General features: G+C 55.7%; 32 protein-coding genes and 2 pseudogenes. 10 read left to right on the top strand and 24 right to left on the bottom strand.

The genetic code is table 11. From position 1 onward, the window contains the following. Nucleotides 1–78: 78 nt before the first annotated feature. Together ACQ86N_RS22470 and ACQ86N_RS22465 are read right to left on the bottom strand one after the other, a co-directional pair. On the bottom strand, nucleotides 79–285 hold the full coding sequence (locus ACQ86N_RS22470; RefSeq protein ID WP_431217548.1) for a hypothetical protein: 207 nt from the start codon (nucleotides 283–285) through the stop codon (nucleotides 79–81). Nucleotides 286–363: 78 nt separating this feature from the next. After that, a pseudogene (locus tag ACQ86N_RS22465) lies at nucleotides 364–428 on the bottom strand (hypothetical protein); the annotation flags it as partial. Nucleotides 429–678: 250 nt separating this feature from the next. On the opposite strand from ACQ86N_RS22465, the gene ACQ86N_RS22460 reads away from it, so the two are divergent. Beyond that, entirely contained in the window at nucleotides 679–1,032 is a 354-nt protein-coding gene (locus tag ACQ86N_RS22460; RefSeq protein WP_431217066.1) for a hypothetical protein, read from the top strand. Nucleotides 1,033–1,054: 22 nt separating this feature from the next. Here the strand turns inward: ACQ86N_RS22460 and ACQ86N_RS22455 are convergent, their stop codons facing one another. From ACQ86N_RS22455 to ACQ86N_RS22440, 4 genes are all read right to left on the bottom strand, one after another. Continuing rightward, a complete protein-coding gene (locus ACQ86N_RS22455; RefSeq protein ID WP_431217065.1) occupies nucleotides 1,055–2,008 on the bottom strand; it encodes a M1 family aminopeptidase in 954 nt (317 codons plus the stop codon). After that, on the bottom strand, nucleotides 1,990–2,283 hold the full coding sequence (locus ACQ86N_RS22450) for a hypothetical protein (RefSeq protein WP_431217064.1): 294 nt from the start codon (nucleotides 2,281–2,283) through the stop codon (nucleotides 1,990–1,992). The genes ACQ86N_RS22455 and ACQ86N_RS22450 overlap by 19 nt, the downstream gene beginning before the upstream one ends. Further along, nucleotides 2,255–2,386 carry a hypothetical protein gene (locus ACQ86N_RS22445; RefSeq protein WP_431217063.1) on the bottom strand — a complete coding sequence of 44 codons (132 nt, stop codon included), beginning with the start codon at nucleotides 2,384–2,386 and terminating at the stop codon, nucleotides 2,255–2,257. Before ACQ86N_RS22445 ends, ACQ86N_RS22450 begins: the two co-directional genes overlap by 29 nt. A 125-nt stretch (nucleotides 2,387–2,511) precedes the next feature. Then, nucleotides 2,512–3,027 carry a hypothetical protein gene (locus tag ACQ86N_RS22440; RefSeq protein ID WP_431217062.1) on the bottom strand — a complete coding sequence of 172 codons (516 nt, stop codon included), beginning with the start codon at nucleotides 3,025–3,027 and terminating at the stop codon, nucleotides 2,512–2,514. A gap of 35 nt (nucleotides 3,028–3,062) precedes the next feature. Here ACQ86N_RS22440 and ACQ86N_RS22435 point away from each other — a divergent pair, with 35 nt between their 5' ends. Continuing rightward, the gene (locus tag ACQ86N_RS22435) at nucleotides 3,063–3,638 is read left to right on the top strand and encodes a DNA-3-methyladenine glycosylase I (protein WP_431217061.1); all 576 of its coding nucleotides are present in this window, start codon (nucleotides 3,063–3,065) and stop codon (nucleotides 3,636–3,638) included. Between the two features lie 31 nt (nucleotides 3,639–3,669). On the opposite strand, the gene ACQ86N_RS22430 is transcribed toward ACQ86N_RS22435, so the two are convergent. The 4 genes from ACQ86N_RS22430 to ACQ86N_RS22415 form a co-directional block, all read right to left on the bottom strand. Further along, nucleotides 3,670–3,945, bottom strand: a complete 276-nt coding sequence (locus tag ACQ86N_RS22430; RefSeq protein ID WP_431217060.1) for a hypothetical protein — start codon at nucleotides 3,943–3,945, stop codon at nucleotides 3,670–3,672. Nucleotides 3,946–4,179: 234 nt separating this feature from the next. Further along, nucleotides 4,180–5,013 carry a MiaB/RimO family radical SAM methylthiotransferase gene (locus ACQ86N_RS22425; RefSeq protein ID WP_431217547.1) on the bottom strand — a complete coding sequence of 278 codons (834 nt, stop codon included), beginning with the start codon at nucleotides 5,011–5,013 and terminating at the stop codon, nucleotides 4,180–4,182. Next, nucleotides 4,911–5,237 (bottom strand): hypothetical protein, encoded by a 327-nt coding sequence (locus ACQ86N_RS22420; protein ID WP_431217059.1) that lies wholly within the window; start codon nucleotides 5,235–5,237, stop codon nucleotides 4,911–4,913. The genes ACQ86N_RS22425 and ACQ86N_RS22420 overlap by 103 nt, the downstream gene beginning before the upstream one ends. After that, a complete protein-coding gene (locus tag ACQ86N_RS22415) occupies nucleotides 5,126–5,602 on the bottom strand; it encodes a hypothetical protein (RefSeq protein WP_431218095.1) in 477 nt (158 codons plus the stop codon). Before ACQ86N_RS22415 ends, ACQ86N_RS22420 begins: the two co-directional genes overlap by 112 nt. On the opposite strand from ACQ86N_RS22415, the gene ACQ86N_RS22410 reads away from it, so the two are divergent. From ACQ86N_RS22410 to murB, 6 genes and pseudogenes are all read left to right on the top strand, one after another. Further along, nucleotides 5,588–5,815, top strand: a complete 228-nt coding sequence (locus tag ACQ86N_RS22410) for a DUF4258 domain-containing protein (RefSeq protein WP_431217058.1) — start codon at nucleotides 5,588–5,590, stop codon at nucleotides 5,813–5,815. The genes ACQ86N_RS22415 and ACQ86N_RS22410 overlap by 15 nt on opposite strands. A gap of 18 nt (nucleotides 5,816–5,833) precedes the next feature. Continuing rightward, nucleotides 5,834–6,598, top strand: coding sequence for a lysophospholipid acyltransferase family protein (locus ACQ86N_RS22405; RefSeq protein WP_431217057.1), 765 nt, complete (start codon nucleotides 5,834–5,836; stop codon nucleotides 6,596–6,598). 77 nt (nucleotides 6,599–6,675) lie between these two features. Continuing rightward, complete coding sequence (locus ACQ86N_RS22400) at nucleotides 6,676–8,157, top strand: DEAD/DEAH box helicase (protein WP_431217056.1); 1,482 nt, start codon at nucleotides 6,676–6,678, stop codon at nucleotides 8,155–8,157. A 14-nt stretch (nucleotides 8,158–8,171) separates the two neighbouring features. Next, nucleotides 8,172–8,393 (top strand): annotated as a pseudogene (locus tag ACQ86N_RS22395) (hypothetical protein); the annotation flags it as partial. A gap of 247 nt (nucleotides 8,394–8,640) precedes the next feature. After that, complete coding sequence (locus tag ACQ86N_RS22390) at nucleotides 8,641–9,213, top strand: hypothetical protein (protein ID WP_431217055.1); 573 nt, start codon at nucleotides 8,641–8,643, stop codon at nucleotides 9,211–9,213. A gap of 178 nt (nucleotides 9,214–9,391) precedes the next feature. Then, complete coding sequence (gene murB / locus ACQ86N_RS22385; protein WP_431217054.1) at nucleotides 9,392–10,234, top strand: UDP-N-acetylmuramate dehydrogenase; 843 nt, start codon at nucleotides 9,392–9,394, stop codon at nucleotides 10,232–10,234. Nucleotides 10,235–10,240: 6 nt separating this feature from the next. On the opposite strand, the gene ACQ86N_RS22380 is transcribed toward murB, so the two are convergent. From ACQ86N_RS22380 to ACQ86N_RS22335, 10 genes are all read right to left on the bottom strand, one after another. Next, nucleotides 10,241–11,191 carry a hypothetical protein gene (locus ACQ86N_RS22380; RefSeq protein WP_431217053.1) on the bottom strand — a complete coding sequence of 317 codons (951 nt, stop codon included), beginning with the start codon at nucleotides 11,189–11,191 and terminating at the stop codon, nucleotides 10,241–10,243. A 2-nt stretch (nucleotides 11,192–11,193) separates the two neighbouring features. Further along, complete coding sequence (locus tag ACQ86N_RS22375; RefSeq protein WP_431217052.1) at nucleotides 11,194–11,835, bottom strand: hypothetical protein; 642 nt, start codon at nucleotides 11,833–11,835, stop codon at nucleotides 11,194–11,196. 45 nt (nucleotides 11,836–11,880) lie between these two features. Then, the gene (locus ACQ86N_RS22370; RefSeq protein WP_431217051.1) at nucleotides 11,881–12,978 is read right to left on the bottom strand and encodes a vWA domain-containing protein; all 1,098 of its coding nucleotides are present in this window, start codon (nucleotides 12,976–12,978) and stop codon (nucleotides 11,881–11,883) included. Nucleotides 12,979–13,109: 131 nt separating this feature from the next. Then, on the bottom strand, nucleotides 13,110–13,400 hold the full coding sequence (locus ACQ86N_RS22365; RefSeq protein WP_431217050.1) for a hypothetical protein: 291 nt from the start codon (nucleotides 13,398–13,400) through the stop codon (nucleotides 13,110–13,112). Further along, a complete protein-coding gene (locus ACQ86N_RS22360; RefSeq protein WP_431217049.1) occupies nucleotides 13,385–15,355 on the bottom strand; it encodes a hypothetical protein in 1,971 nt (656 codons plus the stop codon). Before ACQ86N_RS22360 ends, ACQ86N_RS22365 begins: the two co-directional genes overlap by 16 nt. Continuing rightward, nucleotides 15,319–16,275 (bottom strand): glycosyltransferase family 117 protein, encoded by a 957-nt coding sequence (locus ACQ86N_RS22355; RefSeq protein WP_431217048.1) that lies wholly within the window; start codon nucleotides 16,273–16,275, stop codon nucleotides 15,319–15,321. Before ACQ86N_RS22355 ends, ACQ86N_RS22360 begins: the two co-directional genes overlap by 37 nt. Nucleotides 16,276–16,382: 107 nt before the next feature. Beyond that, nucleotides 16,383–16,589: an SAM hydroxide adenosyltransferase gene (locus ACQ86N_RS22350; protein ID WP_431217047.1), complete on the bottom strand. Its 207-nt coding sequence runs from the start codon at nucleotides 16,587–16,589 to the stop codon at nucleotides 16,383–16,385. Then, the gene (locus ACQ86N_RS22345) at nucleotides 16,586–17,203 is read right to left on the bottom strand and encodes an SAM hydrolase/SAM-dependent halogenase family protein (protein ID WP_431217046.1); all 618 of its coding nucleotides are present in this window, start codon (nucleotides 17,201–17,203) and stop codon (nucleotides 16,586–16,588) included. The genes ACQ86N_RS22350 and ACQ86N_RS22345 overlap by 4 nt, the downstream gene beginning before the upstream one ends. A 6-nt stretch (nucleotides 17,204–17,209) precedes the next feature. Beyond that, a complete protein-coding gene (locus ACQ86N_RS22340) occupies nucleotides 17,210–18,019 on the bottom strand; it encodes an SDR family oxidoreductase (protein ID WP_431217045.1) in 810 nt (269 codons plus the stop codon). 253 nt (nucleotides 18,020–18,272) lie between these two features. Next, complete coding sequence (locus ACQ86N_RS22335) at nucleotides 18,273–18,599, bottom strand: DinB family protein (RefSeq protein WP_431217044.1); 327 nt, start codon at nucleotides 18,597–18,599, stop codon at nucleotides 18,273–18,275. Nucleotides 18,600–18,696: 97 nt separating this feature from the next. On the opposite strand from ACQ86N_RS22335, the gene ACQ86N_RS22330 reads away from it, so the two are divergent. After that, a complete protein-coding gene (locus tag ACQ86N_RS22330) occupies nucleotides 18,697–19,161 on the top strand; it encodes a PsbP-related protein (RefSeq protein ID WP_431217043.1) in 465 nt (154 codons plus the stop codon). Between the two features lie 31 nt (nucleotides 19,162–19,192). Here the strand turns inward: ACQ86N_RS22330 and ACQ86N_RS22325 are convergent, their stop codons facing one another. The 4 genes from ACQ86N_RS22325 to ACQ86N_RS22310 form a co-directional block, all read right to left on the bottom strand. Next, nucleotides 19,193–20,062: an OmpA family protein gene (locus ACQ86N_RS22325; protein ID WP_431217042.1), complete on the bottom strand. Its 870-nt coding sequence runs from the start codon at nucleotides 20,060–20,062 to the stop codon at nucleotides 19,193–19,195. Further along, on the bottom strand, nucleotides 20,059–21,039 hold the full coding sequence (locus ACQ86N_RS22320) for a hypothetical protein (protein WP_431217041.1): 981 nt from the start codon (nucleotides 21,037–21,039) through the stop codon (nucleotides 20,059–20,061). Before ACQ86N_RS22320 ends, ACQ86N_RS22325 begins: the two co-directional genes overlap by 4 nt. Nucleotides 21,040–21,100: 61 nt before the next feature. Next, nucleotides 21,101–23,053, bottom strand: coding sequence for a glycoside hydrolase family 2 TIM barrel-domain containing protein (locus ACQ86N_RS22315; RefSeq protein WP_431217040.1), 1,953 nt, complete (start codon nucleotides 23,051–23,053; stop codon nucleotides 21,101–21,103). A 56-nt stretch (nucleotides 23,054–23,109) separates the two neighbouring features. Further along, complete coding sequence (locus ACQ86N_RS22310) at nucleotides 23,110–23,697, bottom strand: glycosyl hydrolase 2 galactose-binding domain-containing protein (protein ID WP_431217039.1); 588 nt, start codon at nucleotides 23,695–23,697, stop codon at nucleotides 23,110–23,112. 70 nt (nucleotides 23,698–23,767) lie between these two features. Between ACQ86N_RS22310 and ACQ86N_RS22305 the strand changes: the two genes are divergently transcribed. Further along, on the top strand, nucleotides 23,768–24,718 hold the full coding sequence (locus ACQ86N_RS22305) for a winged helix DNA-binding domain-containing protein (protein WP_431217038.1): 951 nt from the start codon (nucleotides 23,768–23,770) through the stop codon (nucleotides 24,716–24,718). Nucleotides 24,719–24,774 lie beyond the last annotated feature (56 nt).

Here is a 24,774-nt window from a genome sequence, read left to right as displayed (position 1 = left end):
ATGGTTGGGAGATGGGGAATGGTTCACGGCCGGTTCACGCGGGGATGGTCGGGAGATGGGGAATGGTTCACGGATGGTTCACGCGGGGATGTTCGCGGGGCAGGTAGTGGAGGATGCGAGAGTAGGAAACTGGGGTGGGGATGAAAGGGAAGTTATGACCGCAGGGTCCGTTCGACTTCGTGGCGGAACATGCGGCCGATGGGGAGTTCCCTGGTGGTCGATCTCAATGAGGTCGGTGGTGTAAGATTCGATCTTGTCGATAGCGACGATGTAAGAACGGTGAATACGGATAAAGGCATTTCGGGGAGCTGGCCCTCGATGAAGGAGATGCCCTGTTTGGTGATGATCTTTTTATTTCTGGTGACGATGCGGGAGTAGTCTTTGAGGCTTTCGATATAGAGGATATCGGACAGAAGGACCTTTTGCATTTTGCGGTCGGCGCGGAAGTAGATGTTGGTGTCGGGTGGTGGCGACGCGGGAGGGAGTGGGGGAGGGAAATGGGGTGACGGATATGGGAACGGCGGGTGGGTTTTCGAGGACGCGGTTGACGGCCATCAGGAAGCGCTCGAAGGAAATAGGTTTTAGCAGATAGTCGACTGCGTTGAGTTCGAAGCCTTCGATCGCGAATTTGCGGTAGGCCGTGGTGAAGATGACGCGGGGTGGATTCTTTGCAATTTTGTGAAGACCTATGCGACTGCCGTCGACGCAGACTGGCAACCGATGAAAGAAGGCGGATGGCAGGTTAGGTTTGTAAAAGATAGTATCCGGTACCGGGTACTTTACAGCGAGAAAGGGAACTGGCTGTTCACCCTGGGGGCGTATGGCGAGAACAAGCTGCCCCGCGATGTGAGGTCTCTGGTCAGGAGCACTTATTACGACTATATCATCTCCTATATCGATGAGGTCAGCGCGCCGGGCCAATCCACGGTCTATCTGGTACAGATCAGGGATGCAAGGGGCATGAAGGTACTTCGGGTCTCCGAGGGCGAAATGGAGACCGTGAACGAGTTGACCAATCTGGCGGCCCATTAGTTGAACGGGTTCTGGCGGCCCATTAGTTGGAGCCGCTGTGCCAGCTGTTGTTGTTGCGGTTGATGTCCGGCAGGGTTTTGTCGGGATCGATGGTGACCGAGACGAGAGGCTGGGTGGTCTCGAAATGTAGCGTACGCTTGCCGGATTGGAGCCATGTCTCGACCGGGAGGGCGACGCGCTGGCGGGTACCGTCTTTCCATGTCAGTTCAAGAGTCGCGGGCATGGCCATCTGTCCAAGGTTGGTGATAGTGACGTCGGATGAGGTTACGTTTTGCACCGCGAGGTCGAGGGACCAGTTGTGCATGAACCAGCCCCGCCAGAACCAGGAGAGGTCTTCGCCGCCTTCGTTGTCCATAGTGTGGAAGAAGTCGTCGGGACCGGGATGGCGGTAGGCCCAGTTGCGGATATACTGGCGGAAGGCGTAGTCGAAGCGGTCGGGGCCGAGGATATTCTCGCGCAGCAGGACGAGGCCGAGCGCGGGTTTAAAATAGGTCATGGGATGGCGGTAGGTTTCCGGGATGGCGTCGGCGCGGGTCATCATCGGGGGAGCCTGCGGGTCTTTTAGCAGGGGAACGATCTCTTCGACCGGGTTGCCGCCGCCTGGAGCGTATTCGCCGTCCCTTTTTGGTGCGAACTCGCCTTTGTTGAAGGCGTCGGAGGCGTAGATATCGATAAAGGTATTAAAGCCTTCGTCCATCCAGCCGTAGGTACGTTCGTCGGAGCCGACGATCATGGGGAACCAGTTGTGGCCGATCTCGTGCGCCGTCACCCAGTACAGTTCCTTCCCTTTGTCGGTGATGCCGTCAAAAACGATTCCGGGATACTCCATCCCGCCGGCGATGCCCGCCTCGTTGACGGCTACCGGCCGGGGATACACGAACCATTTTTCGGAGAAATATTCCATCGAAGCCTTGAGGTATGCCGTGGCTCTGCCCCAGGCGTCGGCGCCGGCGCTTTCTATCGGGTAGACGGACATGGCCAGGGCTTTTTCCCTCCGGGCAGGTTGACGCGGGCGGCGTCCCAGATGTAGGCGCGGCTGGCGCCGAAGGCCACGTCGCGGGTATTCGACATTTTAAAGTGCCAGGTCAGTGTGCCCTGGCGGACGGGACGGCTGGCGGGGTCGCCGATGGCTTCTGACGGATGGATCATGACCGTTGCGTCGCTGCTATGTGCGGCGGTCAGCCGCGCGGCTTCTTTTGGGTCAGCACTTCCTCGGGGTTGACTAGTTCTCCCCGAACCGGCTACGATCATGTCCCGAGGGGACGGTGACGCGGTAGTCGAAGTCGCCGTACTCATTGTAGAACTCGCCGCTGCCGAGAAAGGGAAGGGGTGTTCCATCCCCCGCGGTCGTCATAGACGCAGACCCGGGGATACCACTGGGCAATTTCAAAGATCTTACCATTGCGGGTGGAGGTATAGTCGGTGCGGTTGCCGAAGCTGCCGGGTATCGTGTATTTGTATTTTATGGTTATGCTCAGCCTACCGCCTTTGGGGTTCAGCGGTCTTTTCAGCCGGACCTGCATGCGGGTGTCGGTGACGACGTAGTCCGCGTCGGCGGTGATACCGCCCTGTTCGAGTTTTACCGACTGCAGCTCGATAGCCGTCGGTGTGTCCGCCGGCGGCGTAGTCGGTGTAGTAGTTGGAGCGGGCGTCTTTCCGGTAGGTCTGCTGGTCAAGATAGAGCCATACCGAATGCAGGGTGTCGGGGCTGTTGTTGGTATAGCGGAGCTGTGCCGAGCCTTCGAGTTGGTTGTTCAGCGTGTCGAGTCTTACGGCGAGGGTATAGTCGGCGCGGTTCTGCCAGTAGGTGGCGGAGGGTGCGCCGTTCGGCTGGCGGGTGGCCAGGTGGAGGTCGTTGTAAAAGCCGGGAGCGAAGAGGGCCTGCGGGTCATAGCCGGCGGGACTGGGGTTTTCGGGTAGGCCGGCGACCGTTTGTGCGTCGGTATAGATGGAAGCTAAGGCAAGAAGTAAGACGGAGAGGATGGTCTTTGGCATAGAAAAATTATATTTGACATCGCAATTTAATGAATATGGAAAAACTCTCCGGTTATTGTGCCGTCGTCGCCAGAATGGACAAAGACAATGTACACGTACACTACCACGACAAGGAATATGGGTTTCCAATCGACGACGACAATCATCTTTTTGCCAGGCTTATCCTGGAAATCAACCAGGCGGGGCTATCCTGGACGACTATTCTCAATAAAAAGGATAATTTTTTCCGGGCATTTGACGATTTTAATATCGACAAGGTGGCGCGGTATGGAGAAAAGCAGCGCGAGCGGCTGCTGGCCGACGCGGGGATCATCCGCAACCGGCTGAAGGTGGATGCGACCATCGAAAATGCCAAAACGATAAAAGCGATCCAGAAGGAACACGGGTCATTTAAAGACTGGCTGGACAAGCACCATCCCATGAGCAAAGAAGAGTGGGTAAAACTGTTCAGGAAGACTTTCCGGTTTACCGGGGGAGAGATCGTGGGGGAGTTTTTGATGAGTACCGGGTATTTGCGGGGGGCGCATTCCGAGGGCTGTCCTATTTACAAGAAAGTGTTAAAGACGAAGCCGGCGTGGACACAGAAAAAGAAGGGTGCAGACCGGGGCTAGGTGGCGCGGGTGCGGGAAAAGTTGATTTTCGTCAATTCAATTGCACCACCGGCAGCCGGTAGTGCAGGCCGTCTACCATAAACAATTCGTCTATCTCGTAGGTCCAGTATTTGAACAGTGGAGACTTGGAAAGGTATTTTTCGACGGATTTTTTGTCTTCCGCGGAGATCGTAATCCAAACCCGCTGGGTCTCCATTGTCACCACGTAGTGGTCAATAACGCCCTGTTCTATCAGCCTGTTGATGTAAGTGCGGTGAGGGGGGACCAGTGCCGCAAATTCATCGTTCATCTCAAATTGGATCGTCACCTGAAATTTTCGCATAATAATTCCTCTTTAGATTAACAATACTTCGGCTCTAAAGTTCACGCTCGCAATCCCTGTGCCGAACTGGGGGCAGGTTTACGCCTTCTAATAACATACGGGAAGAAAAAGGGTGAAGTTGCCTATAGCTGCCAGTCGAGGATCGTATTGGCCCATTCTTCGCGGTAGGGGTTGTCACCTTGATGTAGTTGTCGGTGTATCCTTCCATCATCGGCGATTTCACGTGACCTTCCAGCAATACTTTTCGTGTCTGGCCTTCGTGCTGCCGGGTGAAATACTGCATTTTCTGCCGGAAAGGTTGCGGAGTTGTTTGTTCCTTTGGTTTCGCAGGTTCATGGGGACTTTGCCGGGGAGTTCGAGGGCTCTTGTATTGTCCCTTTCCGAGTAGGTGAAGACGTGGAGATAGGAGACGTCCAGTTCGTGGAGGAAGTCGAAGGTATCTTTAAAATCTTCGTCCGTTTCGCCGGGGAAACCGACGATGACGTCCACGCCGATGGCGCAGTGGGGCATCAATTGCCGGATCAGCCGGACCCTTTCGGCGTACAGCTCGCGTTTATAGCGCCGGCGCATCAGGCCGAGGATGCGGTTGCTGCCGGACTGCAAGGGAATATGAAAATGCGGCATGAAGCGGCGGCTGCCGGCTACCCATTCTATCATTTCCGGTGTGAGCAGGTTGGGCTCGATGGAGGAAATGCGGTAGCGGTCGATGCCTTCGATATGGTCGAGTTCTTTCATCAGGCCGAAGAAATCTTCGGTCCGGGTTTCTCCGTCGGGGCCCCTGCCGAAGTCGCCGAGGTTGACACCGGTGAGTACGATCTCGCGGACGTCGCCGCGCTGTGCGAGTTCTTTTACGGTGGTTAGGGTATGGGCGATGGTGTCGCTGCGGCTTTTTCCCCGTGCCATGGGGATGGTGCAGAAAGAGCAGCTGTAGTCGCAGCCGTCCTGTACTTTTAAGAAAGTCCGGGTGCGGTCGTTGACCGACCAGGAGGCGTTAAAACCGCTGACGTCTTCGATATCGCAGCTGCAGATCTTCGCCTCGTCGCCTTTGGACAGTTCGCGCAGGTGCTGGGCGATATTGAATTTCTCCGCGGCGCCGAGTACTCAGGGTCTACGCCTGGGATCTGTGCAATTTCCGCGGGTTTTAGCTGTGCATAGCAGCCGGTGATCACCACAAAGCTTTCCGGCGCCTGACGCTGAATCCGGCGGACCAGGTAGCGGCATTCCTTGTCGGCGTTCTCTGTAACGCTGCAGGTATTGATGACGTATACGTCGGCCACCTCGTCAAACTCCTTTTTTCAAACCCTTCGTTCTCCAGGAGGCGGGACATGCCCGAGGTTTCCGAGTAGTTGAGTTTACACCCCAGAGTGTGGAAAGCTATTGTCTTATTTCTTTGATCCGTCATCAGCGCGCAAAGATACATTCTCTTAGCAGATATTGGCAGCTGGCTATTATCTTTGTCTGAGTGTATGATATTTAACAGGTTGATGATCAGAATACTAGTAGTTATTTTGCTGTTCCTTGCGGGCTGCGGCCGGGGACCGGCGGGAGTGGCCCGGAGACTCGGGGAGGCGACCCGATCGACCGGCACGCCACCCGCCTTATTCTTACCCGTCATGCCCGTTGCCGGATGGACTGCCGTCATATTACGGAAAAGGAAATTCGGGAGGTGCTGGAGCAAGGAGAGATCAACTACGCCAAGAGCGAGCCGGACGCCCGTCCTGACCCGAAGTATGCCCTGGAGGGACATACGATGGAAGGACAGCATTTGCGGATCATCTTCGCGCCGTCCAGCCGGGGGCTGGTGGTCATTACCTGTATCGAGTTGGGTGTGGAGTGGCAGTGTGACTGCAAATAAAGAATTTAACCCCTATCAATGCGAGCTCTTCTGAAACCGTTCTGGTGGGTCTACTGTATCTACGCGCTGCTGCTGTTCATAGCGGGGATGCTGCTGGTATTTCCGCTGGTGGTGGTCTTTTCTCTGCAGGGGCCGAAGATTGGCGGGGACAGGATCTACCGGGTCTGCCGCTGGTGGGATGATCTCTGGCTGGCGGGTGTTGGTATCCGTCACACCAATATTTATGAGCAGCAGCCGGAAGAAGGGCGGCAGTACGTGTTCGTTTCCAATCATATTTCTTATCTCGATATTCCGATGATCCTTCAAGCGCTGCGCCGCAACGGATTTCGGGTCCTGGGCAAGGCCGAGATGGCGAAGGTGCCGGTCTTCGGGTATATCTACAGCCGGGCGGTCGTGATGGTTGACCGGAGAAATGCCCAGCAGCGGTCGCGGAGTGTCCGGGAGTTGAAGTCGGTACTGGCGATGGATACATCGGTGTTTATTTTTCCCGAGGGTACGTTCAACGAGACCCGCCGCCCGCTGAAGGATTTTTATGACGGCGCTTTCCGGATTGCGATCGAGACGCAGACGCCATTGCAGCCGATCCTTTTTCTCGATACCTATGACCGAATGCACTATTCGAGCATATTCAGCCTGCGGCCGGGGAAGACGAGGGCCATATTTTTGGCCGCGGTGGAGGTGGAGGGGCTGACGATCGGCGATCTTCCGGAACTGAAGAGCAGGGTGTATGAGATTATGGAGGAAGGTCTGAGGAGATACAGCGCGTCCTGGATCGCGGATTAGTTGCGGAGGCCGATGCCGGGGGAGCGGGAAATAGTTGGGCGGTGCCTGTTAGGGAATTAGTGTAAATTTGTCCCCCCATGTACGCTGATGTCATCATACCCCTGGCTCTGCCAAGGAATTATACCCGGTCTGTACCCGAAAAATGGATGGGACAGGTGCGGGAGGGTTGTCGTGTGGAGGTGGAGCTCAGGAACAAGAAATATGCGGGTATCGTCCGGCGTCTGCACGACGAGAAGCCCGCGGCTTTCGAGCCCAAGCCTATCGGAAACCTGCTGGACAACGAGCCGATCCTTCATCCCGCCCAACTGAAGCTTTGGGAGTGGATAGCGGGCTACTATTTGTGCAGCGAAGGAGAGGTGATGGCGGCGGCGCTGCCCGCCCATTTCAAGCTGAACAGCGAGACCATTCTTGTATTTAATGAGGAGACGGGGGATGATTTTACCCATCTGGACAACGACGAATTTGTCGTTGCGGAGGCCCTGCATATCAAAAAAGAGCTGAAGCTCACCGAGGTGCAGCAGTTGCTGGACTCCTCCCATGTCTATCCGGTCATCAAGCGGCTGATCGAGAAAAAGGTCTGTTTTGTCTGGGAATCGCTGAAGGAGACCTATACTGCTAAGACGGAAAGTTACGTCATTCTCAATCCCGAATACAATAACGAAGACAGGCTGGCCGATCTGCTGAACAACTGGGGCCGTGCGCCCAAACAGCAGGAGCTGCTGCTGGCTTATCTGCATCTGTCGCGGACGGAGGGGAGCGTCACGCGGCCCGAGCTGCTGAAGAAGTCCGGGGCCTCCGATGCGCAGCTGAAGGGACTGGTCGAGAAGAATATCCTGCGGATCGAAAAGAGGCAGGTAGACCGAATCAAGTACCTGCCAAGGGAAGTTCTGATCGATTTTCAGCTGACGCCGGCTCAGCAGGCGGCGTACGACGAGATCGATCTGGCCTTTCAGCACAAGTCGGTATGTCTGCTGCACGGAGTGACGTCCAGCGGCAAGACACAGGTGTATATCCGTCAGATGGAGGAGGCCATTCGTCAGGGTAAGCAGGTGCTGTATCTGCTGCCGGAGATTGCGCTAACGTCTCAGATCATCCGCAGATTGCAGAAGCATTTTGGTGGGCTGATCGGCATCTACCATAGTAAATTCAGCCAGAACGAGCGGCTGGAGATCTGGAACAAGATCCGCACGGGCGAGCTGAAGATCATTCTCGGCGCCCGGTCGGCCATTTTCCTTCCTTTCCTGGACCTGGGGCTGATCGTGGCCGACGAGGAGCACGACCCTTCCTACAAGCAGCAGGAGCCTGCGCCGCGCTATCATGCGCGGGATGCCGCGATCTACTATGCGTCGCTGTTTGGCGCGAGGGTGTTGCTGGGGAGCGCTACGCCGTCGGTCGAGACCTATTATAACGCAGTCTCGGGAAAGTACGCGCTGGTGGAACTGATGGAGCGGTATGGACAGGTAAAGTTACCTGAGATAACGGTAGTAGATACGAAGGCGCTGAGGTATGTGAAAAAGCCGGCGCCGGTGCAGCAGCCCTATCGGGGGCAGACTGGCTGAGGGACAAAGAGGAAGTGAAGGCGTCCGAAGAGCCGCAGACCGGCTCGCGGGATAATGGCAAGCCTATTTTGAGTCCGGCGCTGCACGCCTCGATCGAACAGTCGCTCGCGGCGGGCCGTCAGGTTATCCTTTTCCAGAACCGCCGAGGCTATTCTCCGTATCAGGTCTGTGAGGTATGCGGCTGGATACCCCAGTGCCGCAACTGCGATGTCTCGCTGAACTTTCACAAGCTGACCAATAAGCTGCACTGTCACTATTGCGGGACGGTCTATCCGCCCGTAAATACCTGCGCAGCCTGCGGCAATCATAAATTTGTCCAGCGTAATTTCGGGACCGAGCGGATCGAGGAATACCTCGAGGAAGTTTTTCCGAAGGCGCGGGTGGCTCGTATGGACATCGACAGCGTCCGGGGTAAGACGGCGCACGACAGTCTTATCCAGCAGTTCGAGCAGCAGCGCATGAGACATCCTCGTTGGGACGCAGATGGTGGTGAAGGGGTTGGACTTCGACAACGTGAGTCTGGTGGGTATTCTCGACGGCGACAGTATCCTGAATTTTGCGGACTTCCGAGTCAACGAGCGGGCCTTTCAGCTGATGGAGCAGGTCAGCGGGCGCGCGGGGCGCAGGGATGGACATGGCAGCGTGCTGATCCAGGTGGCGAATACGGCAAATCCAGTCCTCGGCTATGTCAAGGCGCACGACTACAAGCTCTTCTTCCGGCACGAGATCGCCGCGCGCCAGCAGTTCGGTTATCCGCCCTATACCCGCGTGATACAGGTGACATTCCGGCACCGGGACAAGGAGGTTGTACATTCGGCGGCGTCTTTTTTTGCCAACAATATGAAAAAGGATTTTGGCCCTTATCTGGTGGGGCCGGCCGAGCCCGTGATAGGGCGAATACGCAATCAGTATCTGATGGAGCTGATGCTCAAGCTGCCGAAGGACGGGCATACGATCAATTTTGCGAAGCACGTCATCCAGCAGCAGACGGCCATTGTGCAGAACAGCCAGCAATGGAAGAGTGTGGTGATCATTCCCGACGTAGATGCGATATAACTACTATTTTTACCAACATGAATATATCCGAAAATATTTCTCTCCGGTCGTATAATACGTTTGGCATCGACGCCGAGGCCCGATATTTTTCCGCTTTTTCCAGTCAGGATCAGCTGGCCGAATTGCTGGGGTTTTCGCCTGCGCCACCTTTGATACTCGGAGGGGGAGCAATATTTTGTTGACCCGCGATATTGACGGTCTTGTGCTGAAGAATGAGATCGGCGGGGTGGAGTTGTTGCATGAGGATGAGGAGTATGTTTATGTGAAAGTAGGCGCCGGCGAGGTCTGGCACTCTTTCGTGCTTTACTGTCTGGAGCGGGACTGGGCCGGGGTGGAGAACCTCTCGCTGATTCCCGGCAGTGTCGGTGCGGCGCCTATGCAGAATATCGGCGCATATGGGGTGGAGATCAGGGATGTTTTTCATGAGCTGGAGGCTTTTGTCATCGACGAGCAGAAGGTATATGTGTTCAGCGCGAATGACTGTGAGTTCGGTTACAGGGAAAGTATCTTTAAAGGGAAGTATAAGAACCGTGTGGTGATACTGAACGTCACTTTCCGGCTGAACAGGAAGGCGGTGTTCCATACCTCCTATGGCGATATCCGGAACGAGCTGGAGAAGATGGGGGTAAAGGACCTGAATATCCGTGCTGTGTCGCAGGCTGTGGTCAGCATTCGGCAGTCGAAGCTACCTGATCCGAAAATCATCGGCAATGCGGGGAGTTTCTTTAAGAATCCGACGGTTTCGAAAGAGAAGTACGAGGAGTTGCAGAGGGAATACCCGACGATCGTCGCGTATCCGCGTCCTGTCGGGCTGAAGCTGGCGGCGGGGTGGTTGATCGAGCAGTGTGGCTGGAAGGGTTTCCGGCGGGGCGATGCGGGTTGTCATGCGAAGCAGGCGCTGGTGCTCGTCAACTATGGAAATGCGACTGGCAGAGAGATCTATGATCTGAGTGAAGAGATACTGTTCAGCGTCAATGAGAAATTTGGGGTGATGCTGGAAAAGGAAGTGAATATATTTTGATCTGCGTTAAACGAAAAGCCCGGATTGCTCCAAAGATATTTTTGGGACCCGGGCTTTTTTATTGTTAGTTGAAATCGTCGCTTTCGAGGTCGTCTTCTTCGTTGCCGAAGCTGCTGCCGGTCGAGCCGAGGTTGACCATCGACCCGATGAGGTCCTTGAACTCGATCTTTCCTTCCACCAGCTTTTTTGCTGATGAGGGAGTAGGCGGCCGAGGCCGTGGAGGACGAACTCCATGAGGAGTGCGGTCTCGCGTTCGTTAGCGCCTTTGAAGTACTTCTTCACCATGGCGTGGAGACCGTCAACTTTGTAGAGCTGCTGGATCTTTTCGCTGTCGGGTGTATTGAAGAAGAGGTTGAGGTGGTTGCCTTTGTCGAACCAGTGCGTGATCGGCCGGAAGGGGTTGTCGTCCCTGGCGTCGGCCTTTCTTTTCTTCAGCTGGTCGGGGTTGGGGAAATAGTTAACGAACTGCGAGCGGAACGCCTTTTCGAGGAGGTTGAATGCTACCTGGTAGGGGCCTTCCTGTTCGCCTTCGTAGACGAGTTCGATCTTACCGGTGATGGAGGGCACGATGCCGATGAGGTCGCTCATCCAGACCTGGGTGTCTTTTTCGTTGTTGAGAATGGCCCTGCGTTCGGCTGCGCTGACGGCGTTCTCGAAGGCCGCGATGGTGAGGCGGGCGGAGACGCCGCTCTTTTTGTCGACGTATTCGCTGGTGCGGGCCTCGAAGGAGACCTGTTCGATCAGGCGTTTGACGAGGTCGCTGATGATGACGCGGCCTTTTTGTTCTTCGTGGACGTCGGCTTCCTGTTCGGTGATGGCCAGCGCGGTATCGATGCTTTTCGGGTAGTGCGTCAGGATCTGGCTTTCGATTCGGTCTTTCAGCGGGGTTACGATGCTGCCGCGGTTCGTGTAGTCTTCGGGATTAGCGGTGAAGACGAACAGCATATCGAGGGGCATCCTCAGCTTGAATCCCCGGATCTGGATGTCTCCTTCTTCGAGGATGTTGAACAGGGAGACCTGTATGCGCGCCTCGGAGGTCGGGGATCTCGTTGATGACGAAGATGCCGCGGTTGCTTTTGGGTATGATGCCGAAGCTGGATGACCTCTTCGTCGGCGAAGTTGAGCCGGAGGTTGGCTGCCTTTATCGGGTCGATATCGCCGATGAGGTCGGCGACGCTGACGTCGGGTGTGGCCAGTTTCTCCCCATAGCGTTCGCTGCGGTGCAGCCAGCTGATGGGGGTGTCGTCGCCTTTGGTGGCGACGAGGTTGCGGGCGAACTTCGAGATGGGGCTGAACGGGTCGTCGTTGATCTCGCTGCCGGCCACATAGGGGACCCATTCGTCGAGCAGCTGGGTCATCTGGCGGGCCATTCTTGTCTTTGCCTGTCCGCGGAGACCGAGGAACAGGATATTGTGACGGGACAGCAGCGCCCGTTCGGTATCCGGGATGACCGAATCTTCATAGCCAAGAATGCCTGGAAAGGTCGTTTCTTTGTTCTTCAGTTTTTTTATAAGGTTCTCGCGTACTTCTTCCTTTACGGATCTGCTCTTGTATCCGGATTTTTTTAGTTGTCCAAGTGTCTTGATCGATGTAATGTCCATTTAGTTGTTTTAGTGTTTTTTTCCGCCCGGCGCCACCGGGGGCTTTTAGTATACCGTTTTCCGTTTGCCGCTCTCGAAGTCGCGGAAGATGAAGCTACCGAGGCGGTCGAGGGATGCGAAAAAGGCTTTTCCGTTGTTGGTTTCCGTGAATTCGTTGACGAATCGCTGGAGATAAGGGTCGCTGGCGATCATAAAAGTCGTGATGGGGATCTTCAGTTTTTTGCACTGCGCCGCGAGGTTGAGACAGCGGCTGGTGATCTTTCTGTCCAGTCCAAAACTATTCTTATAATAGCGCTTGCCGACCTTCAGGCAGGTGGGTTTGCCGTCGGTGATCATGAAGATCTGTTTGTTGGCATTGCGGCGGCGGCGCAGGATATCCATCGCCAGTTCGAGTCCCGCCACCGTATTGGTGTGATAGGGGCCCACCTGAAGGTAGGGGAGGTCCTTTATTTCTACCGGCCATGCGTCGTTGCCGAAGACGACGATGTCGAGCGTGTCTTTTGGATACTTTGTGGTGATCAGCTCGCTGAGGGCCATGGCTACCTTTTTTGCCGGGGTGATCCGGTCCTCTCCGTAGAGGATCATGGAGTGGGAGATATCGATCATCAGCACGGTGGAGGTCTGTGCCTTGAAGTCCGTCTCGCGGATCTTGAGGTCGTCTTCCTGCATACTGAAGGCTTCGATGCCGTGGTTGATCTGGGCGTTGCGGATGGATTCCGTAAAGTCGATCTGTTCCAGCTGGTCGCCGAACACGAAGGGTCTTGTTTCGGGATTGGTCTCGTCACCCCCGCCTGGTTTGAAGGTATTGTGGTTGCCCTGTTTTGTCTTTTTCAGCTTGCCGAAGATCTCTTCCAGCGAACGCCGGCGGATGCCCTGTTCGGTCTTTGGAGTGATGGTGATCTCACCGGTCTGTTTGTTGTCGTCGATATAGCCTTTTTCTCTCAGCTCTTCGATAAAGTCCCCCATTCCGTATTCGTCGTCCGTCAGCTGGTATTCTTTGTCGAGTTGGTTGAGCCACTGCAGGGCTTCGGAGACGTCTCCGTTGGTATAGCTCAGCAGTTGCATAAAGATCTCCAGCAGCTGGTCGAATCTGGACTTGCTGTTCTCGTTGGGATCGTATTTCGTAAAATGATGTCCTATCATAATATTGCCCTGGGATTGAAGTTACCAATTAAAAACAACTTATTCAACGATTTGGTTCTATGAAGAAACCCGGTCATTTGACCGGGTTTCTTGTCCTATTTAGGTGGGCCGCCAGCCTATGGGGGTCTGGCTTATTTGTTGGTATCGTTGATCACAGCGGGTGCATTCTCGCTCCCCGGCGTTTGGGTATTTCCTTTGGCGCCGGCTCCGAATTGTTTTTGCCATTCATCCAGTTGAAGGATCATCTGGAAGCTGCTGAGGATGTCATTGGCGAAGGAAGCCTGGCGGTTGGACAGGTTCCCGCCTTTGCCCTGGGTGAGCATCTGGGCGTTGATGGCGAGCTGTTCGTTCGTCATGTTATCGCCCAGTGAATTATAGTAGCGCATTTGCTGTGTGAGGTCTTTTCTCAGCGATGCGGCCACTTTTGGGCCAGGGACTGGTCGCCAGCTTCGTAGGCAGCCAGCAGGAAGCTCATCGAGATGCGGTTGTGCTGATTGCCGCGGTTGGATGTCATGCCGTAGGGGAAGTTTGACTCGAGGACGTTCTGGTCGAAATGCTCCAGGAGGTTTTTGGCCTGGTCCTTTTTGCCTGCGTCGATGAGGCTCAGCGCCAGCTGCGCGTGTGCTGCGCGGAGGGTGTTGAGGTGACGGCGGTTCTCTTCGTCGTAGTAGACGCCGGAGGTGCCGGCGTTGCCGAAGCCGAATTTGGTCATCATGTTCTTATAGGCGACGTCGTTGTTGTAGAATCCGAAGTTGGCGTTCTTGCTCTCTACGGGCACGAGCCGGCCTGCGAGGCCGTCCTGGCGGATGTATTTGGTGAGGCCGAGCGCGTCAACTTCGTAGGTGGAATTAAAGCAGATCGGGCGTTGCCAGTGGTTGGCGGCGATGATGGCGAGGACGGCCAGTTCGTTCTTGAACAGGTAGCCTTTTTGTTTGGAAATGTCCAGGTGCAGCTCGCTGACCACGGAGTCGCCTGCGTTGACGGTGCCATTCGACCGCACGAGGTTGGCGTCCACGGGTACGGAGAGTTTGTGTACCGGGAGGATATTGTATACGTCACCGTCCTGGGAGGAGACCGTATATTTCTGGTCGCTGCTGCCGACGACGTTCTTAAACATATCGTAGGCGTCGTAGTATTTGTTCTGGTCGAATCCCGGCAGGGCTTGCAGGGGAACGGCGTCGCGGCTGTTGCCCTGGATCTGTTCGGGTGTGAAGATGACGTCGGTGGGGCTGCTTTCGTTGACCTTATATCGCAGCTGGTTGATGTACCAGTCGGTGCCGAGCAGGCTGTAGTTCATAACGCGTACGTCGGGGCGGATGCCTTCCACTTCCTGGGCGTACCACAGAGGATAGGTGTCGTTGTCGCCGAAGGAAAAGAGGATGGCGTTGGGCGGACAGGACTCGAGGTAGTCTTTTCCGATGTCGCGGGCGAGGGTCTTTTTGCTGCGGTCGTGGTCGTTCCATTCCTGGCTGCCCATGAGTACAGGGACGGCGAGAAAGCAGAGACCGGCGGCAGCGTAGTTGGCGGCGTCGGCTTTGCCCTTCAGCGCATATTTTTCGAAGATGTCTTTTACCCATATGACGCCGAGGCCGATCCAGATGGCAAAGGCGTAGCAGGCGCCGGCATAGGCATAGTCCCGTTCGCGAGGCTGATAGCCGGCCTGGTTGAGATACACGACGATGGCGAAGCCGGTGAAGAAGAACAGCAGGAGCGTTACCCAGAAGTCGTTCTTGCTGCGTTTCAGCTGGTAGAAGAAGCCGATAAGGCCGAGTATCAGCGGAAGCATGAACATCCGGTTGTTGGACTTGTTGCTCTTTTTGATCGTATCGGGCATGCGGCTCTGGTCGCCGTACATGAGGTCGTCAAGAAAGGGGATGCCCGTTATGAAGTTGCCGTCGCGGTTGTTGCCGAAGCCCTGCAGGTCATTTTGTTTGCCGCTGAAGTTCCACAGAAAATAGCGGAGGAACATGAAGCCGTTCTGATAGCTGACGAAGTATTTGATGTTGTCGGCCATGGTGGGGTTCTCTCCTTCGCTGAGGCCGGAGAACTGGCGGTAGCAGTCGATCTGTCCGCGGTCGTTGCTGCCGTCCCACATGCGCGGGAAGAAGTGGGAAGAGGGTGTGCTGCCCCAGTCCGTTGCGGATATTTTTCCGGCGATCTCGTATTTGTCCTGCCCTTTTACGTAGAGGTTGCCGGCGTCGGATCTTTCGGGGCGGTCCTGAAAGTCGGGGCCGTAGAGGATGGGCCAGTCGCCGTACTGGTCACGGCTGAGATAGCCAACCAGGCTTACGGGGTTGTCGACGTTGTACATGTCCACGCCGGGGTTGGCGGTACTGCGGATCAATGTGGTGAAATAGGTAGAATAGCCCAGTAGCATGAAGGACGCGCACCAGAGGCCGAGTTTGACGTAGTAGTAGCCTTTTTGGCGGCCCAGCGGATCACGAAGAACAGCGCTACGACGAGGAGGACGAAGAATGTCGCGAAACCCGAGAAGAAAGGCATTCCCATCGAATTGACGAAGAAGATGTCGAAGGCTCCTGCGCCCTTGATGGTATACTGTATGACGAATTTCTGGACTACGCCGGTGATGGCGCAGCCGATGATGAAGGCGGAGATGGATCCCCAGAGCGTGGGTTTATACCTTTTGAAGTAGTATACCATCACGATAGCGGGGATGGTCAGCAGGTTCAGCAGGTGGACGCCGATGGAGAGTCCCATCATATAAAAGATAAAGATGATCCATTTGTCGGAGCCGGGTTTGTCGGCGTTGTGTTCCCATTTCAGGATGGCCCAGAAGACGAGGGCGGTGAAGAAGGCCGAGGAGGCGTATACTTCGCCCTCGACGGCGCTGTACCAGAAGGAGTCGCAGAAGGTATAGGCCAGGGCGCCAACGACGCCGGCGGCGAGGATGGTGAAGGTCTGTGATTTGGTCGGTTCGGGTAGCGTGTGTCCTCCGGAGCCCGTCAGCCTGTCGCTGTCCTGAACGATCTTACGAGCGAAATGGGTGATGGTCCAGAACAGGAAGAGGATGGAGAGTCCGCTGGCGATGGCGCTCATGAAGTTGACGCCGCGGGCGGCGGTCAGGGGATTGTCGCCGAACAGGATGATGAAGAACCTGCCGAGAAGGACGAAGAGGGGAGCGCCGGGCGGGTGGGGGATCTGGAGCTTATAGCAACTGGAAACGAACTCGCCGCAGTCCCAGAAGCTGCCGGTAGGCTCCATCGTCATGACATAGACGGTACAGGCAATCAATCCTACTATCCAGCCCACAATGTTATTCACACGGTTGAAATTCATATTATATGGTCGATTTTTTAGGTTTTCCGCGCGAATTAACGGTAAAATCCGGGATATTCCTTGGATGGGGGGCAGATTTTGCGGGTTATTAACCTATTTGCGGGCTGTTATTCAAAAAAGACCCGGACGGTCTGGTAGAACAGCCTGCTCTGGAGATACTGATTCTGGGACTGTTCTGTAAAATCCTGTAAACCAAAGAGGCCGGCGGCGTTGCCTTTTTGGATGGCGATCTCGAGGTAGCCGGCGGAGTTGAAGATGGCGAGTTTTTCCCCTTCATTGACGTCGGCGTAGGTCTCGCTGATCTTTTCAATCACTTCATCGCGTTTGAAAACGATGCGGAAGCTTCTTCCTTTTCTTTTTCTTCAAATTCTTCGCGGGTGATGTTGACGATGACGTTCTCGAAGGCGTCGATAAAGATGATCTGTCCTTCGATCCAGCTGTCTGCGAAGACGGGCCGCAGGTGGTTCTTTTCCGTAAAAGAAGGGTCGGGTGTGCCGATGCTGAGGAGGCTGTCGCCGTCGACGAGTTTTTGTATAGCGCGGCCCATGACGCCAACGCAGTACAGGGTATTTTTTACGGAGGTTTTGTCGAGGGGAAGACCGATGACCATTTCGGGGCGTCCTTCGAGGATCATGGTCAGCAGGCCGTTGTCGGCGCAGAGCAGGTACTGGTCATTGTGAAAGGCGAGCAGCAGCTGTTCCGGCTTTTTCTCGAAGAGGTTGACCAGGATGATATGATGGGTATAGGGTGGGAAGTGCCGGATGGCGTTGCGGCAGACATAGGCGGCCTGGGGATAGTTGAAGGGGGACAACTCATGGGAGATGTCCATGACGTTGAAGGCAGGGTTGATCTGTGCTAGCTGGCCTTTTACAGCCCCCACGAGATAATCCTTTTGACCGATATCCGATGTCAGGGTGATTAAGGCCATTCCGCTTTATTTGACGAACTCCCCTTTCTTATTGTAATAGTGTTTGTAGGTCAGGCGGTCTGCCAGTGAGGGCGCGACCTTGTTCAGTAATACCGTGACTTTGCCGAGGAGGGTCAGTACTAGCGTGCGTTTGCGTCTTTCGATGGCCCGAAGGATGTGGCGGGCGCAGACTTCCGCGCTCATCAGGCTGCCTTCGTTGAGAACGGTCTCTCCGCGCGAGTCGCCGTGGCTGTCGAGGGCGGCCATGCGTATATTCGATGCCGTGAAGCCAGGGCATACCCACATAACGTGGACGCCACTGTGCAGCAATTCGGTGCGGAGGGATTCGAGCCAGCCCTGCAGCGCAAATTTGCTGGCGGAGTAGGCGCTGCGGCCGGGCAGGCCGCGATAGCCGGCTGTTGAAGAGACCCCGACGACGGTGCCCTTGTTTTCGAGGATCGAGGGCAGGGCGTATTTGGTGCAGTACACGGCCCCGAGGAAGTTGACCTCCATCACCTTTCTGGTCACTTCCGTCTCGGCGTCCATGAAGAGGGCCCGCATACTGATGCCGGCGTTGTTGATGAGAATGTCAATGCCGCCAAACTCCTCGATGGTGGATTCGATGAAGCGGCGGCATTCTTCTTCCTTGCTGACGTCGCAGGCGACGGCGTGCAGAAGGACGTTGGAATATTCCATCTGCAGCTTGTAGATCTTGTCGTGGCTGCGGCCGCAGGTTGCGACTTTTGCGCCGAGAGGGATAAGGGCTTCGATCAGCGCTTTTCCGATGCCATCGCTGCCACCGGTGATTACAACTACTTTATCCTGGAAGAAAGACATGAATGGTTTTTGTTATGGCTGCAAATTTAGGGTACAAAAACCTAAAAATAGCAGTCTTTCAACCGATTAACGGGCGGCAGGCGATCTATTTTTTCAACCAGACCAGCTGTCCGAGGTGGTACTGGACGTGACCGGCCCTGTTGAGCACCAGACTAAAGCGGTTGCGGTGCGGTTCTCTGGCGAAATCTTCGTCGGATACGGCCGTGTGTTTTTGCAGCCATTCTTCGGGCGTCCAGCTCCGGAAGCTGGTTGGTCAGGCGTTGGTTGATCGTCGTCCAGTATTCCCGCAGCTGGGATGCAGGGGGAAGCTGGCCGAGGCGTTGTCCGGGTTGGTCACGAAGAGCTCGTCGAGGTGAGGGAAGAGGCGTTCGCCGAGTCCGAGGAGGGGAAGCATGCGGTCGTGAACGGCGGTCAGGTGTCCAAGGAGATAGACGACGCGGTTCTTGCCGGGAAGGATCTCCCTGTTCAGGTCTTCGTCAGAAATTCCATCGAAGAAGGCGGTCGCTCTTTTGATGGACTGCTCCCAGGTGAGGAGTCCGGATTGTACAAAAAGCTCTTGTTGGGTGGCGGTGGTTGTCATGATATCTTGTGTTGAGTAGTGCGATTAACAACCTAGTTCTGAATTTGTTTGAAGGTGTTGGCTTATCTTGCGGCCGATTATGAGGCGAATTGTTTTTATGGGGCTGCTGTTTTGGGGTTGCGCGTCGGGTGGCGCCAGGAGTTACAGTTTTTCCGTGCCTTCGGGCTGGAAGAAGGTCGACACGGTGCTGTCGGGTATTCGGCTGACGGCGGCGCTGTCTCCGGATACGGCTGGGCAGGTTCGGCCAAACGTCAGTGTGACCGTGGCTCAGACGGACGGGGCGTCGCTGGACAAGTATTTTGACGCGAATGTCCGTCGTATAACGGGTTCGGTGGCGCGGTTCCGGTTGATCGGGAAGGGGGAGAGATCGATCGGGGGAATGCGGGGCCGGTGGGTCGATTTTACGGGTCAGATGGCGAATAAGGCAGAGCTGGAGCAGAGGCTGTATATCGTGGTCTATCAGGGTACTGCCTATCTGATCACCTGTACCGCGGCTTGCGGGAGGTGGGCCCGGGATGAGTGGAGGTTCAATCAGGTGCTGGATTCTTTTACTATACATTAAATGAAGAGAGGCCTTTCGGCCTCTCTTTTTTTTAGTTCTTACTTGTTGCTCCGGCGGGGCTCGATTCGATAAGACGATAGAGTTCGTCGAGTCGGGGCGAGAGGATGATCTCGGTCCTTCTGTTGAGCGCGCGGCCTTCGGTGGTGGCGTTGGTTTGTACGGGATCGTAAGAGCTATGACCCGAGGCTTCCACTCTCACCGGGTCCACCATATAGTCCTTGGTCAGGATGCGTACGATCGACGTAGCCCGGGCCGTGGAAAGGTCCCAGTTGTCCTGGTAGCGGCCGTGAATGGGAATGGAGTCGGTATGTCCTTCGATCATCACGGTGATGTCGTTGTTATTGTTGAGTACACCGGCCAGTTTGCCGAGGGCTTCCTTTCCTTTGGGGTTGACGACGGCGCTACCGGAAGGGAACAGGAGGTTCTCCGACAGGCTCACGTATACTTTACCATTCTTGATAGAGACCTGAAGATCCTTGGAGTTGAAACCGACGAGGGCGTCGCTCATCTTCTTGCGGATGTCCAGGATGGCGCGTTTTTGCTGGTCCATCAGGGCCTGCAATTCTTCGAGGCGTTTTTGGTTGGCGGCCAGTTCCTGCTGGCTTTTGCTGAGGGCTTTTTGTCTGTTGGCGGATTCGGTGGAGAGCTGACCGGTCCGGTTCGTCAGGTCGTCGACTTTTTTATTCAGGCCGTCGACCTGGCCGTTGAGGTCGGAGACCTGGCCGTTCAGCTTGTCGATATTGGCCTTTTGCTGGGCGACCTGGGTAGCGAGCCGCGCGCTGTCATTGCGGGCGGATTCGAGGGCGCTGAGGGAGGCGTGGTACCTTCCGCTGGAAACGCAACTGGTTAATAATGAGGTCGATACAACGATGCAGGCTAGAAAATGGACAGTTTTCTTCATGATAGAATATTTGAGTTAACAATGAGTAGTCGGGTGGAGGGAGGCCACAAATGTAAGGAACTTATTAAAAATGAGGAGATTAAAAGCCTTTCATCGGCTGGCCGGCGCTGCCGGATAGCTGGACGCTCTGCCAGACCTCGGTGGTGCGGAATAGCTGCTTGCGTCCGCCGCCTCCGCCGCCGATGAGGGAGCCGGTGCCGATGGAGATGCCTAGACCGCCGCCGCTGCCGAATGAGCCGAATCCTACTCCACCGCCGACGCCGATGGTTGGTCCGCCACCGCTGCCGCCGCGGGGAACGTCGGTGCCAGTGCAGCAGGCCTTCGATGACGAAGCCGACCGCTACTGTTTTGGAAGCATAGGAGGAATTCGGATTATGATTGGGGTAGAGTGTCTGCAGCGGGATCGCGGCTTCATAGATGAGTTCGCCGCCGTTGCTGTAATCCATGCGCATCACGATGCCCTGCGTATTGGTGTCACCGTAAGTATAGGTAGGGATCTGACCGTTATCGAAGCCGTAGATCTGGTAGTCGTGTTTGTCTTCGAGTGTGACGGGTTTGTTGTTCTTGCGCTGGGGCTGGGCCTCTTCCATGAGGTTTTTGTCGCGGTCGCTGTGCGCGTCCAGCGGATAGCCGACGCCTATGGCGCCTGCGTAGCTTTTGTCGCCTTTGGTGTTGACCCATACCGTCATTCCGCCCTGAACGATCTTTTGTTGTTCCTGCGGGCTGGAGGTCGCCATCAGGATATAGAGGTTCTGGTTGTCGTTGGTTACGGCGTAGCTGATGTTTTCGGATTTGACCGACCAGGGAAGTGGTCTTGTCCAGTCTTTGTCGGAGCCGTCGATTGTGATAGCCGATCTTTGCCATGTAGTTACGGCGGGGTCAGCATCGCTTTTTTGAGCTGATTTGGATGACCCGCAGCCCGACGCGATCGTTCCGATCGCGAGTATTGCCAAGCCAAAGGAAATTAAAGCTTTCATGGTTACAAAGTTGAAACATTTCCTCGTAAGGCGGAAAAAATCCAAATATTTTGGGTTTTTGTTAATAATCCGCCTCTTCGACGTTCCAGCCTCTCATCGAAACTTGCGGGGTCACTCCGTTTTGGGGAGTGTAGTCCATGGTAATGGTTTTGCTCTCGCCGGGGAGGATGGAGAAATAGTTGTCGCTGTAGAAGACGGGGAGGATGCGTTGTTTGGTGGTTGGGTTTATCAATGAGATCCGGTTGAAGAAGGCGACGGGTCCGCCGGCCGGATTGGTGATGGTGGCGGTGATCCGGCCTTCGGTTCGGGTGGTTTTTATTTTGGGGGTTGCTTTGGCTATATGCTGAAGTCCCGAGTAGGCGCCGGTCGAGTCGGGCAGCCAGTAGAGGTTGTCGCTGAGCGTCTCTTGTTTTACGTTAACTAGCCGGAGTGACAGGAAAATACCTTCTTTGCCGCGGACGTGGTCGATCTGGTGTCCCATGGGAATATAGTTCTTCGCCATCGTGGGACCGGCTTCGTTGAAAACCTGGGTGAGAAGGGTGGATTTGCCGGCCATGTCGATCGTTCTGATCTCCATCATCAGCTCGCGCTGTGTGCGGAAGCCGTTGTTGACGATCATCACCATGCCGGTAACAGGATCGTACTGGATATGGAGGGGCTCGCTGCCGCTGTGGAGTCCGTAGAGGCAGGCGTTGACGTCGAGGTAGTAGTCGTACATCTGTCCGCGGAGGGCGGTCCACGGATTTTGTGTTTTCCAGATGATAGTGCCGGTATACCAGTCCCACATATGCGAGCTGAACCCTTCCATCAGTGCGCGATACTGGTCGTAGTTGACGAGCTGCGCCTTTTCTGCGTAGTCTTTCAGGTCTTTTACCGGGCCGTAGGCGTAGACCGAGGAATCGTAACCAATATATTTATGATAGTTCCATACCGGGTCTTCCTTGCCGGGATAGACGGGCGGGTTGCGATGGTCTTCTGGCAGGAAGCGCACCAGCGACTCGTAGTCACCCATACCGACGGAGCCGACCTCGGAGTTGAACGGGTATGTTCTTTTGCCCCAGAAGGTGCGGATGTCCTGTATGCCGTAGGGGCCGTCACCGTTGCCGCCGAGGCTGTTGAAGGACATGCTGTCCGAGTTGGAGAAGTCGAAGAAGGTCCGGGTGCCGTCGAGGGTCGGCATAATCGAGTCTTTCATAGCCTTGAGGATATCCTCCGGCGGTGTGATCTCGTTGCCACCGCACCAGAAGGCGAGAGAGGGGTGGTTGCGGAGCATTTTTACCTGGTCGACGACGCTCATGATGAAGAGGCTATGATCGTTGGGGTACTGGCGTCTTGTCCACTGGTCTTCTTTTTCATCGGGTCCACCCAGCGGCCATTGCAGTCGCCGGAGTTCCAGAAGTCCTCGGAAGACGAGCATGCCGTAGCGGTCGCATGCTTCGTAGAATTCGGGCCTCTCGGTGAGGGCGCCGCCCCAGACACGGATGAGGTTGAGGTTCATGTCGCGGTGGAAGCGGACTTCGGCGTCGTAGCGCTGGGGGGTGAAGCGGAGGAGTTCGTCGGAGACGATCCAGTTGCCGCCTTTTATGAAGATCTTCTGGCCGTTGACGGAGGTCTCGCGGCTTTTTGTAGTGGGGTTCCAGGATGTGGTGATTTGGCGGACGCCGAAGGTTAAACCGAGGGTGTCGGAGTCGCCGAACTTTAGAACTGTTCGATACAGGTGCTGAGAGCCGTAGCCGTTGGGCCACCAGAGACGGGGATGGCCGATGGTTTTGACTGGTAACACGACTTCGCGAACCTCGTGTGGTGAGAGGGTGACGTGGGTTGAGACTAAAGAATTGTCGATGGTATATGTGAGTTCACCATTGACGGGTTCGTCGCTGGCGTTTTCCAATTCGGCGCTGATGTGAAGCAGGGCGGGGGCCTGGTTTGTCACGTCGGGATAGCGTTGGCCGGGGACCTCGGTGACGATATGCGGGTTTTTGATGCGGACGGAGCCGGTGTGTTCGAGAGTCACTTTGTCCCAGATGCCGGTGTTGCGGTCGCGGATGGGCTGGATCCAGTCCCAGCCGGCTACGTACTGGTGAGAAACGTTGCGGGCGATCTCTCCGTCGCCGCCCTGGCCGCCGTTGGGGTTGCCGACGGGGTCGGGGGATAGACGATGACAGCAATTCGGTTGGCGCCGCGCCTGATGTATTTTGTAATATTGTATGACTGGCGGAGGTACATGCCGAAATGGATAGTCGCGTTGAGCTTATGGCCGTTGAGCCAGATATCGCAGCCGTAGTTGACGCCGCGGAAGTTGAGCCAGACCTGCTCGCCTTTGTTGAGTTCTTTCGCCTCGTTAAAATCTTTTACGAACCAATAGGTATAGTAGTCGCGTCCGGTCTTGTAGATATCGGGGATCTGTTCGTTGTTCATCCCGTAGAAAGGGTCCGGGGCGAGTTTGTTGTTGATGAGGGTGGTCAGGACGGTGCCGGGAACTGTAGCGTCCAACCAGGTTTTGGTAGAGAAATCGGGGGTGGATATTTTTGGACCTTCCGCCTTTATTTTGCCGATGGCCTGACATTTCCAGCCTGTGTTGAGTTCGGTATTGTCCTGGGCCAGGGAGTTGATTGTAAGGATCGTTAGAAAAAAGCCTGTCAGTAGTTGGGTCTTCATGCGCTGGGGAAATTGAGGGCGTAAATCTACAGGTTCTTGCGTTTAGCAAAATGACTAACTTTCGGTTGAAATGACCTTTAAAGATATTTTACGGATGCGGCTGGTCGCGCAAAGGCTGGCGGGAGAGGGAAAGGCCGTGAGCCCAGCCGAAGTCGTCGCGGGTTTCGGGGCGATGCAGTCGCAGGACTATGGAATGTCCAAATGGGCGGTGGGGCTTCGGATAGGTGGGAGCCATGAAGAGGTGGAGGAGGCGATCGAGCGGGGCGAGATCCTGCGGACGCATGTGCTGAGGCCGACCTGGCATCTGGTGGCTGCGGCGGATATCCGGTGGATGCTGGAGCTGACGGCTCCGCAGATAAGGACGAAGATGGCGTTTAGGGAGAAGTACCTCGAACTGGACAAGAAAATCCTTGCGCGATGCCGCCGGCTGGTCGGCGCGGCGCTGGCCAAAAAGCCGCAGATGCCGCGCACGGAGCTGGTAGCGCTATTCAAGAAAGCCGGGATCGCGACGGACGACAACCGGAGCTCGCATATCCTTGTCGATGCGGAATTGGAGGGGCTAATTTGCAGCGGTCCCGGGAAGGGCACCTATGCTTTGCTGGACGAAAGGGCACCCTCGGCGCGGCGGCTGTCGCGGGAGGAAGCGCTGGCAGAGTTGACGCGGCGCTATTTTAGCGGACATGGCCCCGCAACTTTGAATGATTTTTCCTGGTGGTCGGGGCTTTTAGTGAAGGACGTCAAAAAAGGGGTCGCGTCGCTGGGGGCTGAGCTGCGTTCGGTGAAATTAAAAGAGAAAGAGTATTGGCTGGTCGATGGGAAGGAGGGAGCCAGGATGCCTTCGGCGTTGCTGCTGCCGGCCTTTGACGAATGGATCATCGGCTATGCAGATAGGGCGGGGCTTTTTGCCACGGAGCACGAGCGGAAGATCATCACCGTCAATGGCCTTTTCCGGCCGGTAATGGTTTGTAATGGTCTGGCGACGGGCAGCTGGCGGCCGGTGGAAAAAAGGGAAAGGTTATAATCGAGAGGGAATGGTTCCATCCGGCAAAGGCTACGGTTGAAAAAGCGCTGAAACTT

This window comes from Puia sp. P3 (assembly GCF_050632245.1).
Classification (GTDB): Bacteria; Bacteroidota; Bacteroidia; order Chitinophagales; family Chitinophagaceae; genus Puia.
This window is presented reverse-complemented; position numbering and strand designations above follow the sequence as displayed.

Coding starts and splice junctions, on each gene's coding strand:
- ACQ86N_RS22345 (WP_431217046.1), bottom strand. CDS start 17,203: ATGGCCTTAATCACCCTGACATCGGATATCGGTCAAAAGGATTATCTC.
- ACQ86N_RS22410 (WP_431217058.1), top strand. CDS start 5,588: ATGGACTGCCGTCATATTACGGAAAAGGAAATTCGGGAGGTGCTGGAG.
- ACQ86N_RS22370 (WP_431217051.1), bottom strand. CDS start 12,978: ATGATAGGACATCATTTTACGAAATACGATCCCAACGAGAACAGCAAG.
- ACQ86N_RS22335 (WP_431217044.1), bottom strand. CDS start 18,599: ATGACAACCACCGCCACCCAACAAGAGCTTTTTGTACAATCCGGACTC.
- ACQ86N_RS22360 (WP_431217049.1), bottom strand. CDS start 15,355: ATGCTACTGGGCTATTCTACCTATTTCACCACATTGATCCGCAGTACC.
- ACQ86N_RS22440 (WP_431217062.1), bottom strand. CDS start 3,027: ATGCCAAAGACCATCCTCTCCGTCTTACTTCTTGCCTTAGCTTCCATC.
- ACQ86N_RS22400 (WP_431217056.1), top strand. CDS start 6,676: ATGTACGCTGATGTCATCATACCCCTGGCTCTGCCAAGGAATTATACC.
- ACQ86N_RS22310 (WP_431217039.1), bottom strand. CDS start 23,697: ATGAAGACCCAACTACTGACAGGCTTTTTTCTAACGATCCTTACAATC.
- ACQ86N_RS22325 (WP_431217042.1), bottom strand. CDS start 20,062: ATGAAGAAAACTGTCCATTTTCTAGCCTGCATCGTTGTATCGACCTCA.
- ACQ86N_RS22435 (WP_431217061.1), top strand. CDS start 3,063: ATGGAAAAACTCTCCGGTTATTGTGCCGTCGTCGCCAGAATGGACAAA.
- ACQ86N_RS22305 (WP_431217038.1), top strand. CDS start 23,768: ATGACCTTTAAAGATATTTTACGGATGCGGCTGGTCGCGCAAAGGCTG.
- ACQ86N_RS22375 (WP_431217052.1), bottom strand. CDS start 11,835: ATGGACATTACATCGATCAAGACACTTGGACAACTAAAAAAATCCGGA.
- ACQ86N_RS22450 (WP_431217064.1), bottom strand. CDS start 2,283: ATGATCGTAGCCGGTTCGGGGAGAACTAGTCAACCCCGAGGAAGTGCT.
- ACQ86N_RS22355 (WP_431217048.1), bottom strand. CDS start 16,275: ATGAATTTCAACCGTGTGAATAACATTGTGGGCTGGATAGTAGGATTG.
- ACQ86N_RS22445 (WP_431217063.1), bottom strand. CDS start 2,386: ATGACGACCGCGGGGGATGGAACACCCCTTCCCTTTCTCGGCAGCGGC.
- ACQ86N_RS22320 (WP_431217041.1), bottom strand. CDS start 21,039: ATGAAAGCTTTAATTTCCTTTGGCTTGGCAATACTCGCGATCGGAACG.
- ACQ86N_RS22340 (WP_431217045.1), bottom strand. CDS start 18,019: ATGTCTTTCTTCCAGGATAAAGTAGTTGTAATCACCGGTGGCAGCGAT.
- ACQ86N_RS22380 (WP_431217053.1), bottom strand. CDS start 11,191: ATGCCCCTCGATATGCTGTTCGTCTTCACCGCTAATCCCGAAGACTAC.
- ACQ86N_RS22405 (WP_431217057.1), top strand. CDS start 5,834: ATGCGAGCTCTTCTGAAACCGTTCTGGTGGGTCTACTGTATCTACGCG.
- ACQ86N_RS22455 (WP_431217065.1), bottom strand. CDS start 2,008: ATGTCCGTCTACCCGATAGAAAGCGCCGGCGCCGACGCCTGGGGCAGA.
- ACQ86N_RS22330 (WP_431217043.1), top strand. CDS start 18,697: ATGGGGCTGCTGTTTTGGGGTTGCGCGTCGGGTGGCGCCAGGAGTTAC.
- ACQ86N_RS22415 (WP_431218095.1), bottom strand. CDS start 5,602: ATGACGGCAGTCCATCCGGCAACGGGCATGACGGGTAAGAATAAGGCG.
- ACQ86N_RS22390 (WP_431217055.1), top strand. CDS start 8,641: ATGGTGGTGAAGGGGTTGGACTTCGACAACGTGAGTCTGGTGGGTATT.